This is a genomic window from Pseudomonas sp. MWU349 (assembly GCF_017947325.1).
In the GTDB taxonomy this organism is placed as follows: domain Bacteria; phylum Pseudomonadota; class Gammaproteobacteria; order Pseudomonadales; family Pseudomonadaceae; genus Aquipseudomonas; species Aquipseudomonas protegens.
In genome coordinates this window covers 891727-903845 of record NZ_JAFEVP010000002.1, presented here as the reverse complement: position 1 = coordinate 903845, position 12119 = coordinate 891727, and the positions used below count along the sequence as shown (strand labels likewise).

The window sequence follows — 12119 nt, the reverse complement described above, 5'->3', positions numbered from 1 at the left end:
ACTGGCTAGCGGGCCAGGTGCTCCTTGCAGTAGTCGGCGAACAACCGCGCCGGCTTGGTCAATTGGCCACGTTTGAGCCAGGCGGCCACCAGGCCTGAACCTGTGACATCCTCGACAATATCGACACACACCACCGGCTTGCCATCGTAGGAAAACGGCGAGTGGGGGCGGGTGACCAGGATCGAGAAACCGAAGCCCTGGCCGACCATCCCGCGCACCATCTCGATGGACGGTGAGCTGAAGGCAATCTGTGGCGTCAGCCCCAGTTCTTCGAACAGGCTGACGAAATAGGTGCGGCTCGGTTGCACGTCCAGCAGGATCATCGGCTCCAGGCACAGGTCGCGCAGCGATACCTGGGGCTGCTTGGCGTAGCGATGGCCGGCCGGCAGCAAGGCGTAAGGCCGTTGTGGCGGCATCAGTGGCTCGGTTTCGATGGTGCCGTCCAGGTCATGCTCATAGAGGATCGCCAGATCGAATGCGCCACCGGTCAGGCCCTGTACCAGTTCCTGCTGCTCGCCATCACGGATGCGGATTTCCACCCCGGGATAGAGCGCGCTGAAGCCGGCGATCAGCTGTGGCAGGTACAGCGGTGCCACGGTTTCGAAGCAGCCGATGTCGATCTGCCCGGCGACCACGTCGTTGTCTGCCAGGGCGTTCTGCTCGAACTCCTTGGCCATGCGCAGCAGCTCCTGGGCCTTGCGGTAGAAACGTGCCCCGCTGGGGGTCAGGGACACGCCGAGGGCATGGTGACGAATCAGCAATTGCACGCCGAAGCTGTCCTCCAGGCCCTTGATGGCGGTGGAGATCGACGGCTGGGCGATGTACAGCTTGCGTGATGCCTCGGCGACGCTGCCGCACTCGACGGTGGTGATGAAGTACTTCAGTTGACGCAGATTGTAGGCAGCCACAGCGAACCTCGTTCTTTGCCCGGGCACGGGGGAAGGGCGGCCGGGTCAGGGTGACCCGGGACTTGCATGCATCACGGCGCATGCAGCGCGCTTGATGCAAGCAAGTTACGCACCGGCAAGGCTCCCCCGGCGTGTTTTTTTGTTCCGCAACAATACTCACAACTGCTGGAAGGGAGGGCGTGGCCGAGGCAGTTTTTTCATCGCTTGCGAGCACATTTTTCCTCGCTTGGCCTCAGGCAGTCTCCTCGCCGGGGCTGGCGCTCGGGGCTTCCTCGGTTGGGGCGGCGTCGAAGTCCAAGGTGACGCTGAAGCGTTGCTCCTCCACCAGCACGTCTATGCGCCAACCCAGGCGGGCACACAACTGGCGCATCAGTTCCAGGCCCAGGCCATAGCCGTAGTCGCTGGAAGGCTCGATCTGCTTGGTTTCGCGGATGCGGTTGAGAATGCGCAGGCGCGGGTAGTCGAAGTGGATCTCGATGCTGCCGTCATCGGCGTATTGCAGGGCGTTGCGCAGGAAATTGCCAACCACGATCCGGCAAGCGGTCAGGGGCAGTCGGCAAGGGGTGGTGCTGATGTCCAGGATCAGTTCGATATCCCGTGTCCCGATCAGGTAGCGCTGCTCCTGAATCAGTTCGTTGACCAGCCCGCTCATGTCGATGGGCTCCTCGGGCAGGGCTTCGGGCAGCTCGCGGCTCATCCACAGCAAAGTCTCGGCGATGCGCTGCATGTTCAGTACCGAGCGTTCGATACGTTGCAGGGGCGGCGGCAGGGCACCGCCGGCTTGCAGGGTCAGCAGCTCGATATTGGCCTTGAGCACTGCCAGCGGGGTACGCAGTTCATGGCTGGTGTAGCGCAGCAGCCGGCCTTCTCGCTGGCTGGCAGCCTGGACCTGTTGCATGCTCTGGGCCAGGGCGTCGGCCAGCATGTTGAATTCCTTGAAGCTGAAATTGGGCCGTTCGCCGGCAACCGTGTCGGGGTCCTTGAGGGTACTGGACCACTGGGAAAGGCGCCCCAGGGGCCGCACCAGCCACCAGACCAGCAGGGCAATGATGATCAGCGCCGGTATGAACACCGCCAGGCTGATGAAAATCACCCCGCGCAGTTCACGGTCCAGGTAGGCGTCGGACAGTGGCGTCTCGACTTCGCCGCCTTCTTCCTGGTCATGGTCGACGTCGTACATGTACAGGGTCTTGCCGTCCGCCAGGGGTTGGGCAAGGATCGCCCGGCCTTCATCGTCGTCATCGGAATCCAGGTCGCCAAAGACCTGGACAGCCCCGAAGGACAGGCTCGGGGGCGTGTCCAGCAATTGGCGGACCTTCTCGGGCAGCGCTTCCTTGCCGATGACGCTGGTATAGAAATAGTTGTGCGGCGGCGGGGTCGTGGGGTCCTTGTTGTAGTGCCTGGCGAAGTACTGGGCTTCTTCCTCCATCATCGCGCTGGCGGTGTAGAGCAGGCCGCGGACGCTGTATTCCGGCAGCAGCAGGCTGTAGATCAGCAGTACCACGGCGATCAGCAGGAGGAAGCTGCCGCTGATCACCCATTTCAAACTCAGGCCGTTACGCATGTGACCTCAGCTGTATGCCAATACCGGGAAGGGTGTGGATCAGGGGCTGGTCGAAGGATTTGTCCACAGTCTTGCGCAGCCGGTGCATATGCACCTTGAGGGTGTTGCTGTCGGGTGGCTCGTCGCCCCAGATGCTCGCCTCCAGGCGTTCCCGGGTGACGGGCTCGGGGCTGGCGCGCATCAGGCACTCCAGCAGGGTCCAGCAAATGGGCGACAGGTGCAGTTCCTGGCCGGCGCGGCTGACCTTGCGGGTGGTCAGCTCCATCACCAGGTCGGCCACCTGCAGGCGGCTGGCCTGGCCGCTGCGGCGCAGGCTCAGGGCACGGATCCTGGCCACCAGCTCGGCCAGTTCGAAGGGCTTGACCAGATAATCGTCGGCACCGGCGGCAAAGCTGGCGAGCTTGTCCGACAGGGCATCCAGCGAGGTGAGCATGAGGATGGGGGTCTGGCTGCCGTGCTGGCGCAGTTGTTCGCACAGCTGCTGGCCGTCCAGCCGCGGCAGCATGATGTCCAGGAGGATCACGTCGTAATGCTGGCTCAGGGCCAGGTTAAGGCCGGTCTGGCCGTTGCTGGCGTGGTCGCAGACGATGCCACCGATTTCCAGGTACTCGATGACGGTATTGGCCAGGTCGAGGTTGTCCTCGACCAGCAGCAGGTGAATATGCACGGAAACGTCCCCTTGGACCCTTGGCACTCGATGGGCCGAAGGATAGCGGAAGCCAAGGCTTTTCCATCGATGTTTACCCGCTGTTAACCCAGCGCTCTCTAAGCTCAGGCTCTTCTTAACTGCAGAGCGCGGCACAGCCATGAACCTGTCTTCAGTGCTCAAAGGCATCCTGCTGGTGTTGATTCTTCTCGGCCTGATGGCTTGCGTCCTGCCGTCCGTGGCACCCATGGTGCGCCTTGGGGACGGTGGCCCCTTGAACCTGTTCCTGCTGGGGCAGGACCTGCAACGGGCGGAGGCCGATCATGTCGCGGGTATCGTCTGACGATGGCGGCGCCGGCTACACCGACCAACTGGTGTTGTGCCTGGTGCTGATCCTGTGTGTATCGATTTCTCTGGGGGCCTATATCGTGCGCTTCAACGCCCAGATCGACCGCCAGCGCGAGTTGGCGCCGGTGCACTTGCTGGAGTGTGGCCAGGGGCGGGGGGCCTTTATCGTCGACCCCCATGGCCGGCTTAGCAGCAGCGACAATTGTTACCTGGTGGACGAGGACGACTAGCCTCGCCGCCTGGCAGCGCCCAGAATGATCCGCCTTCGAGTTCCAGCGCAAGAAACGAGGTTCTTGCGCTGAAATCTCGTTCTACAGTGCAGGCGTACTGAGATGAAGGCGGCGAACCCCAGGGTTGCCGGCCTGATTTCCCTGGCGGATTGAAGGAGAACTGCGATGTCCTGCGTATTCAAGAAAATGGCGTCCCCGGTTGGCCAACTGACCCTGGTTGCCCGGGGAGCGAAGCTGGCGGCGATTCTCTGGGAGCACGAGCGGCAGAACCGGGTGCGCCTGGGTCCACTGCAGGAAGCCGCGGAGCATCCGCTGTTGCTGGAGACCGAGCGCCAGTTGCGCGAATATTTTGCCGGTACCCGCGAGCGTTTCGAGCTTGAGCTGGACTTTGTCGGCACCGAGTTCCAGCGCCAGGTCTGGCAAGCCCTGCTGACCATTCCTTTCGGCGAGACCCGCAGTTATAGCCAGATCGCCCGACAGATCGGCAATCCCGCTGCAGTGCGTGCGGTAGGGGCGGCCAATGGGCGTAATCCGATCTCGATCGTCGCCCCCTGCCACCGGGTGATCGGCGCCTCGGGCAGCCTCACCGGTTTCGCCGGCGGCCTTGAGGCCAAGCAGTTCCTGTTGGCACTGGAAGGCGAGGAGACGTTGCAATTGGCGTTCTGAGTAAGCAGTGGCGGCGAGCTGTGACAGAATGGCCCATCGATTTTTCTGGAGCCTTCCCATGGACGCCGCCAAGCCCAGCCTCATCCGTGAAACCTTCCCCGTCGGCCCGCTGCAGTGCAACTGCACCATCATTGGCGACCCGCTGACCAAGAAAGCCATCGTCGTCGATCCGGGCGGCAACCCCGACCTGATCATGGCGCGCCTGGACGCACTGGGTCTGAAGGTGGTGAGCATCATCCATACCCATGCCCATCTGGATCACTTCCTGGCCTCCGGGCAGATGAAGGAAAAGACCGGCGCTACCTTGCACTTGCACAAGGACGACCAGTTTCTCTGGGACAACCTCGAGATGCAGTGCAGCATGTTCGGCGTGCCCTACACCCCTGTGCCGTCCCCGGATCGCTGGCTGGGTGATGACGAAGAGCTGGCCTGTGGTTGTGGCGTGGCCTTGCACACTCCAGGGCATACCCCAGGTTCCATGAGCTTTTGGTTTTCCGAGGCTAAGCTTCTGATTGCCGGCGACACGCTGTTCAAGCGCGGGGTCGGGCGTACGGATTTGTGGGGTGGCGATCAGGCCACGCTGGTGCGTTCGATCAAGCAGCGTCTCTATACCCTCGACGAAGACGCCACTGTGGTTGCCGGGCACGGCCCAGACACTCGGCTGGGAGATGAGATGCGTCAGAATCCGTTCGTGCGAGTCTGACTATATTGCCCGTTGGTTCACGGAATTTTTGCCGTTCTGCGTGTTCCAACGCCAGCAAAGGTCTATTGCCAACGTCCGCTGCACCACAAAATGCAAAATGTAGGAGCTTTCCATGTTCACCTCACGTCGTTTGATTGTTGTCGCTACTGCTGTGGCCTTGTTGTCCGGCTGCGCTTCGCCTAACCCCTATGACAACCAGGGGCAGGCCGACGGCGGCTCGTCTGGCATGAGTAAAACCGCCAAGTACGGTGGGCTGGGAGCCTTGGCCGGTGCGTTGGCTGGTGCTGCCATCGACCACAACAACCGTGGCAAGGGGGCCCTGATCGGTGCGGCAGTGGTCGGTGCTTCCGCTGCAGGTTATGGCTACTACGCTGACCAGCAGGAGAAAAAACTGCGCGCCAGCATGGCTAACACCGGGGTCGAGGTGCAGCGCCAGGGTGATCAGATCAAGTTGATCATGCCGGGCAATATCACCTTCGCCACCGACTCGGCGAATATCGCACCCAGCTTCTACCAGCCCCTGAACAACCTGGCCAACTCCCTGCGTGAGTTCAACCAGAACCAGATCGAGATCGTTGGCTACACCGACAGCACCGGCAGCCGCCAGCACAACATGGACCTGTCCCAGCGTCGCGCCCAGAGCGTGGCGACCTACCTGACGTCCCAGGGGGTCAGCAGTGCCAACCTGTCCGCTCGTGGCGCCGGTCCGGACAACCCGATCGCCAGCAACGCCGATGTCAACGGTCGTGCGCAGAACCGTCGGGTCGAGGTCAACCTCAAGGCGATTCCGGGCCAGCAATACCAGCAACCCAACCAGCAATACCAGCAGCCCTATCAGCAGCAAGGTCAGCAATACCAGCAGTATCCCTGACCGGACTGGCTGAACCCCAGGCACAAAAAAGCCCGCCCGATGCAGATCGGGCGGGCTTTTTTAATGGCTGAAGCGTATTACTTCTTCAGGCCATATTGTTCGTCGAGCATGCCTGGGGCATTCGGCGTCTTGGGCGCGTAGTCCCGTGGTGGTTCCTGGTCCCGTGGAGGGGTCAGGCGCTCACGTGGAGCCTGCACCGACTCCGAGTGCAGGGCGGCCAGCAGGCGCTGGCGGGTCAGTTCGTCCAGGGCCAGTCGATTGGCGCCCTCGGCAAGGTGATCCTGCACTTCCTGGTAACTCTGGGTCAGTTTCTTGACCAGGGTTGCGGTGCTGTTGAAGTGAGTGACCACTTCATTCTGATAATTGTCGAAACGTTCCTGAATATCATCCAACTGACGCTGCGTGCGGTTAGGCGCGGCATTGGGCAGCAGGCGAGCGACCAGGAATCCAATGGCGACACCCGCGACCAGGGCAAGAGTCGGCAACAACCAAACTAAGAGCGAGTGTTCCACGAGTCCTTCCTCTATAAACGGCTTTGCTTTACGTTAACGGCTCGAACCTGCGCTGTATACCGCGATTCACTCGCAATAGATTGGCACAGACCATTTGCTAGACGAGTCGACCCCCTTCGAGGTCACGGAGTTCCTTCCTTGCTTATGCGTGAAACCCCTGTAGTGATTGCCGGCCCGGTGGGCCAACTGGAAGCCCTGTATCTGCAGGTGCCCGATGCACGTGGTGTGGCGCTGATCTGCCACCCCAATCCGGTGCAGGGCGGCACCATGCTCAATAAGGTGGTGTCCACCCTGCAGCGCACTGCGCGGGATGCCGGCCTGACCACCCTGCGTTTCAACTACCGTGGCGTGGGCGCTAGTGAAGGCAGCCACGACATGGGCAGCGGTGAAGTCGACGATGCCCAGGCGGCAGCCCAGTGGTTGCAGGCCCAGCATCCGCAACTGCCCTTGACCCTGTTCGGGTTCTCCTTTGGCGGTTTTGTCGCGGCCAGCCTTGGCGGGCGCCTGGAAGCCCAAGGTGCGCAGCTCAAGCACTTGTTCATGGTGGCGCCGGCGGTCACCCGCCTGCGTGATAGCGACCTGCTGCCGCAGAACTGCCCGTTGACTCTGATCCAGCCGCAAACTGATGAAGTCATCGACCCTCAGGCGGTCTACGACTGGTCCGACGCGCTTGTTCGCCCCCATGAGCTGCTGAAAGTGGCAGAATGCGGGCACTTTTTTCATGGCAAGCTCACCGATCTGAAAGATCTGGTGCTGCCGCGACTTTCGAATTGATAGCAGTCTGATAAGCGATTACCCATGACTACTCGTACGCGTATCCTCACCGGCATTACTACCACCGGCACTCCGCACCTGGGCAACTATGCCGGTGCGATCCGCCCGGCGATCATCGCCAGCCGCGACAGCAATGCCGATTCCTTCTACTTTCTGGCCGACTACCACGCACTGATCAAGTGCGATGACCCGCTGCGTATCCAGCGTTCGCGCCAGGAAATCGCCGCCACCTGGTTGGCCGGTGGCCTGGATGTGGAGCGCGTGACTTTCTATCGCCAGTCGGACATCCCGGAGATCCCCGAGCTGACCTGGCTGTTGACCTGCGTGGCGGCCAAGGGGCTGCTCAACCGTGCCCATGCCTACAAGGCTTCGGTGGACAAGAATGTCGAGGCCGGTGAAGACCCGGACGCCGGCATCACCATGGGCTTGTACAGCTACCCGGTACTGATGGCGGCGGACATCCTGATGTTCAACGCGCACAAGGTGCCGGTGGGCCGCGACCAGATCCAGCACGTGGAAATGGCCCGGGACATTGGCCAGCGTTTCAACCACCTGTTCGGCCAGGGCAAGGAGTTCTTCACCATGCCCGAGGCGCTGATCGAGGAAAGCGTTGCCACCTTGCCAGGTCTCGATGGCCGCAAGATGTCCAAGAGTTACGACAACACCATCCCGCTGTTCACCAGCGCCAAGGACATGAAGGACGCGATCTCGCGTATCGTCACCGACTCCAAGGCGCCAGGCGAGGCCAAGGATCCGGACAACTCTCATTTGTTCACCCTGTACCAGGCGTTCTCCACCCCTGCGCAAGCCGACGAGTTCCGCAGCGAGCTGCTTCAGGGCCTGGGTTGGGGCGAAGCCAAGAACCGCCTGTTCCAGTTGCTGGATGCCGAACTGGGCGAAGCCCGCGAGCGTTATCACCAACTGATCGCACGCCCTTCGGACCTGGAAGACATCTTGCGTGCTGGCGCCGTCAAGGCCCGTGCCGTGGCCACGCCGTTCCTCAACGAACTGCGCGAAGCCGTGGGCCTGCGCTCTTTCGCCGCCCAGGTACAGGTGGCAGCCACCACCAAGAAAAAAGCCGCCAAGGCCGCGCGTTTCATCAGCTTTCGCGAGGATGACGGCAGCTTCCGTTTCCGTTTGCTGTCGGCCGATGGCGAGCAGTTGCTGCTGTCGCGCAATTTCGCTGATGGCAAGGCTGCAGGTGCTGTCACCAAGCAACTGCAATCGGGCCAGGAGCTGGATCTGCGGACCGAGGGCAATGCATTCAGTATCTGGCTGGACGGCACCTGCGTGGCTGACAGCCCGGACTTTAGCGATGCCGGCGCCCGCGACGCTGCTGTAGATGCGCTGCGCATCGCTCTGACCCCAGCGCAGGACTAATCGGCATCTTCCCGACCAAGGGCTGATTGCCATTCCCCAGGGCCGTCGCTAAAGTGACGGCCCGTTTTTGTTGCCTTGCTAACGAATTATGACGCCCCTAGAACGATACCAAGCAGATCTGAAACGCCCGGATTTCTTTCATGATGCGGCACAGGAAACGGCTGTGCGTCATCTGCAGCGCCTGTATGACGATCTGATCGCGGCCGAGCAAAACAAGCCGGGCCTGCTCGGCAAGCTCTTTGGCAAGAAGGATCAGACGCCGGTCAAGGGCCTGTATTTCTGGGGTGGAGTGGGGCGCGGCAAGACCTATCTGGTGGACACCTTCTTCGAAGCCTTGCCGTTCAAGGAAAAGGTACGCACGCACTTTCACCGTTTCATGAAGCGCGTACATGAAGAAATGAAGACCCTGGGCGGTGAGAAGAACCCGCTGACCATCATCGCCAAGCGTTTCTCGCAAGAGGCGCGGGTGATCTGCTTCGACGAATTCTTCGTGTCTGACATTACCGACGCGATGATTCTTGGCACCCTCATGGAGGAACTGTTCAAGAATGGCGTGACCCTGGTCGCCACCTCGAACATCGTCCCGGATGGCCTGTACAAGGATGGCTTGCAGCGCGCGCGCTTCCTGCCGGCGATTGCCCTGATCAAGCAGAACACCGAGATCGTCAACGTCGACAGCGGTGTCGACTACCGCTTGCGTCACCTGGAGCAGGCGGAGCTGTTCCACTATCCATTGAACGAAGAAGCACAAGAAAGCTTGCGCAAGAGCTTCCGGGCATTGACGCCGGAGTGCACCCAGGCGGTGGAAAACGATGTGTTGATCATCGAGAACCGCGAGATCCGCGCATTGCGTACCTGCGATGATGTGGCCTGGTTTGACTTCCGGGAACTGTGCGACGGCCCGCGCAGCCAGAACGACTACATCGAGCTGGGCAAGATCTTCCACGCCGTGTTGCTCAGTGGCGTGGAGCAGATGAGCGTCACCACCGACGACATCGCCCGGCGCTTTATCAACATGGTCGACGAATTCTATGACCGCAACGTCAAGCTGATCATTTCCGCCGAGGTCGAACTCAAGGACCTCTACACCGGTGGCCGCCTGACGTTCGAGTTCCAGCGCACCCTCAGCCGCCTGCTGGAGATGCAGTCGCACGAGTTCCTGTCGCGGGCGCACAAGCCATAAGCGTTGCCAGATGAAAAAGGGCCTGCATTGCAGGCCCTTTTTTTATGCCGCCTGTTGCTGGAACTGTTGGCGGTACTGGTTGGGTGAAAGCTCGGTGTGCTGGCGGAACAGGCGGGCGAAGAAACTGGCATCGTCGTAGCCGACTTCGTAGCTGATGGTCTTGATGCTCTTGCGCGTTCCCGAGAGCAGGCCCTTGGCGGTTTCGATGCGCAGGCGCTGCAGGTAATGCAGGGGCTTGTCGCCGGTGGCGGTCTGGAAGCGGCGCATGAAGTTGCGAATGCTCATGCCGTGCTCGCGGGCCACGTCCTCGAAGCGGAACTTGTCGGCGAAGTGCTCTTCGAGCCAGTGCTGGATCTGCAGGATGATCACATCCTGATGCAGCTTCTGGCCGCCGAAGCCGATGCGCCCTGGGGCGTAGCTGCGCTGCACTTCATAGAGGATGTCCCGGGCCACGGCCTGGGCCACGTTGGCACCGCAGAAGCGTTCGATCAGGTAGATGTACAGGTCGCAGGCCGAGGTGGTGCCACCCGCGCAGTAGAGGTTGTCGGCGTCGGTCAGGTGTTTGTCCTGATTGAGCTGGATCTGGGGGAAGCGCTCGCTGAAGGCACTGAAGAAGCGCCAGTAGGTAGTGGCCTCCTTGCCATCGAGCAGGCCGGCTTCAGCCAGCCAGAACACCCCAGTGGCTTCGCCGCAGAGGACCGCGCCGCGAGCGTGCTGGGCGCGCAGCCAGGGCAAGATCTGCGGGTAACGCTGGCACAGGGTGTCGAAGTCGTCCCAGAACGCCGGGAGGATGATGATATCGGTGTCTTCCAGCGGGCCGTCCACCGGCATGATCACATCGCTGAAACTGCATACGGGCTGGCCGTCGGGGCTGACCAGGCGGGTTTCGAACGCCGGGGTCAGGCCTTGGCCCAGTTGTTTGCCGTAGCGCAGGCTGGCCAGATGGAAGAAATCCTTGGCTTGCATGAGGGTGGAAGCGAAAACCCGGTCGATAGCCAGGATGCTGACGCGCCGCAAGGGCGTGGAGGTTTGGTTAGACATAATTCAATTGTTCTTATAGGGGAAAGTGGTCACCAGACGGCTGGATCGTCTTATTTTTTGTCGGATGTGTCCAGTGTCCCGTGCAGGTGGCTAGCCTTAGGCTCTGGCAGCCAACCCATGATCAATAACCATCACAGGTGCCTGCATGATCCCTAGAACCTTGTTCAGCTCCGAGCACGAACTCTTCCGTGACAGTGTGCGTACATTCCTTGAGAAAGAGGCCGTGCCCTTCCATGGCGAATGGGAAAAACAGGGCTATATCGACCGTCAGCTGTGGAGCAAGGCGGGGGAGGCCGGAATGCTGTGTTCGCACATTCCCGAGGAATACGGCGGCCTGGGGGCGGACTTTCTCTACAGCGCAGTGGTGATCGAGGAGATTGGCCGGCTGGGGCTGACGGGCATTGGTTTTTCCCTGCATTCGGACATTGTCGCGCCCTACATCCTGCATTACGGCAGTGAGTCGCTGAAACACAAGTACCTGCCCCGGCTGGTGTCGGGGGAAATGGTCACGGCCATTGCCATGACCGAGCCGGGAGCGGGCTCCGACCTGCAAGGGGTGAAGACCACGGCAGTGCTCGACGGCGACGAGTACGTGATCAATGGTTCCAAGACCTTTATTACCAACGGCTACCTGGCGGACCTGGTGATAGTCGTGGCCAAGACCGACCCCAAGGCCGGAGCCAAGGGCACCAGCCTGTTTCTGGTTGAAGCCGATACTCCCGGGTTCTCCAAGGGCAAGCGCCTGGAAAAGGTGGGAATGAAGGCTCAGGACACCTCCGAGCTGTTTTTCCAGGATGTGCGAGTGCCCAAGGAAAATCTGCTGGGGCAGGCTGGGGCTGGTTTTGCCTATTTGATGCAGGAGTTGCCCCAGGAGCGCCTGACCGTAGCCATTGGCGGCCTGGCCAGTGCCGAGGCGGCGTTGCAGTGGACCCTGGAGTACACCCGCGAACGCAAGGCTTTTGGCAAGGCAATTGCCGATTTCCAGAACAGCCGTTTCAAGCTGGCGGAAATGGCCACGGAAATTCAGATCGGCCGCGTATTTGTCGATCGTTGCCTGGAGCTGCACTTGCAGGGCAAGCTCGATGTGCCGACGGCGGCCATGGCCAAGTGCTGGGGGACTGACCTGCAGTGCAAGGTGCTTGATGAATGCGTGCAGTTGCACGGCGGCTACGGCTTCATGTGGGAATACCCGGTGGCCCGGGCCTGGGCCGATGCGCGGGTGCAGCGCATTTATGCCGGGACCAACGAGATCATGAAGGAGATCATTGCCCGCTCACTATAGGAAGCGGGCCG

At 61.2% G+C, this 12119-nt stretch carries 14 protein-coding genes; 9 read left to right on the top strand and 5 right to left on the bottom strand.

The window, feature by feature from the left end:
• Nucleotides 1-5: 5 nt before the first annotated feature.
• From KCG88_RS11425 to KCG88_RS11415, 3 genes are all read right to left on the bottom strand, one after another.
• A complete protein-coding gene (locus KCG88_RS11425) occupies nucleotides 6-908 on the bottom strand; it encodes a LysR family transcriptional regulator (protein WP_011063360.1) in 903 nt (300 codons plus the stop codon).
• A 232-nt stretch (nucleotides 909-1140) separates the two neighbouring features.
• Complete coding sequence (locus KCG88_RS11420) at nucleotides 1141-2472, bottom strand: HAMP domain-containing sensor histidine kinase (RefSeq protein WP_210712388.1); 1332 nt, start codon at nucleotides 2470-2472, stop codon at nucleotides 1141-1143.
• Entirely contained in the window at nucleotides 2465-3139 is a 675-nt protein-coding gene (locus tag KCG88_RS11415; protein WP_047285282.1) for a response regulator transcription factor, read from the bottom strand. The genes KCG88_RS11420 and KCG88_RS11415 overlap by 8 nt, the downstream gene beginning before the upstream one ends.
• Before the next feature lie 139 nt (nucleotides 3140-3278).
• Here KCG88_RS11415 and KCG88_RS11410 point away from each other — a divergent pair, with 139 nt between their 5' ends.
• From KCG88_RS11410 to KCG88_RS11390, 5 genes are all read left to right on the top strand, one after another.
• Nucleotides 3279-3461: a hypothetical protein gene (locus KCG88_RS11410; RefSeq protein ID WP_210712387.1), complete on the top strand. Its 183-nt coding sequence runs from the start codon at nucleotides 3279-3281 to the stop codon at nucleotides 3459-3461.
• Nucleotides 3442-3696, top strand: a complete 255-nt coding sequence (locus tag KCG88_RS11405; RefSeq protein ID WP_047337767.1) for a hypothetical protein — start codon at nucleotides 3442-3444, stop codon at nucleotides 3694-3696. Before KCG88_RS11410 ends, KCG88_RS11405 begins: the two co-directional genes overlap by 20 nt.
• Nucleotides 3697-3861: 165 nt before the next feature.
• The gene (locus tag KCG88_RS11400) at nucleotides 3862-4362 is read left to right on the top strand and encodes a methylated-DNA--[protein]-cysteine S-methyltransferase (RefSeq protein ID WP_047337766.1); all 501 of its coding nucleotides are present in this window, start codon (nucleotides 3862-3864) and stop codon (nucleotides 4360-4362) included.
• Nucleotides 4363-4420: 58 nt separating this feature from the next.
• A complete protein-coding gene (locus tag KCG88_RS11395) occupies nucleotides 4421-5065 on the top strand; it encodes an MBL fold metallo-hydrolase (protein ID WP_210712386.1) in 645 nt (214 codons plus the stop codon).
• Between the two features lie 112 nt (nucleotides 5066-5177).
• Nucleotides 5178-5936: an OmpA family protein gene (locus KCG88_RS11390; protein ID WP_047285276.1), complete on the top strand. Its 759-nt coding sequence runs from the start codon at nucleotides 5178-5180 to the stop codon at nucleotides 5934-5936.
• A gap of 77 nt (nucleotides 5937-6013) precedes the next feature.
• Here the strand turns inward: KCG88_RS11390 and KCG88_RS11385 are convergent, their stop codons facing one another.
• Nucleotides 6014-6448 (bottom strand): DUF1043 family protein, encoded by a 435-nt coding sequence (locus KCG88_RS11385; protein ID WP_011063336.1) that lies wholly within the window; start codon nucleotides 6446-6448, stop codon nucleotides 6014-6016.
• Nucleotides 6449-6592: 144 nt separating this feature from the next.
• Here KCG88_RS11385 and KCG88_RS11380 point away from each other — a divergent pair, with 144 nt between their 5' ends.
• From KCG88_RS11380 to zapE, 3 genes are all read left to right on the top strand, one after another.
• Entirely contained in the window at nucleotides 6593-7222 is a 630-nt protein-coding gene (locus KCG88_RS11380; RefSeq protein ID WP_047285273.1) for an alpha/beta fold hydrolase, read from the top strand.
• Nucleotides 7223-7246: 24 nt separating this feature from the next.
• Nucleotides 7247-8602: a tryptophan--tRNA ligase gene (locus KCG88_RS11375; protein ID WP_047285271.1), complete on the top strand. Its 1356-nt coding sequence runs from the start codon at nucleotides 7247-7249 to the stop codon at nucleotides 8600-8602.
• A gap of 88 nt (nucleotides 8603-8690) precedes the next feature.
• Entirely contained in the window at nucleotides 8691-9785 is a 1095-nt protein-coding gene (zapE, locus tag KCG88_RS11370) for a cell division protein ZapE (protein WP_019093692.1), read from the top strand.
• 42 nt (nucleotides 9786-9827) lie between these two features.
• Here zapE and KCG88_RS11365 read toward each other — a convergent pair whose 3' ends face one another.
• Nucleotides 9828-10727 (bottom strand): GlxA family transcriptional regulator, encoded by a 900-nt coding sequence (locus KCG88_RS11365; RefSeq protein ID WP_199521949.1) that lies wholly within the window; start codon nucleotides 10725-10727, stop codon nucleotides 9828-9830.
• 244 nt (nucleotides 10728-10971) lie between these two features.
• Between KCG88_RS11365 and KCG88_RS11360 the strand changes: the two genes are divergently transcribed.
• A complete protein-coding gene (locus KCG88_RS11360; protein ID WP_210712385.1) occupies nucleotides 10972-12108 on the top strand; it encodes an acyl-CoA dehydrogenase family protein in 1137 nt (378 codons plus the stop codon).
• The last annotated feature ends 11 nt before the right edge of the window (nucleotides 12109-12119 follow it).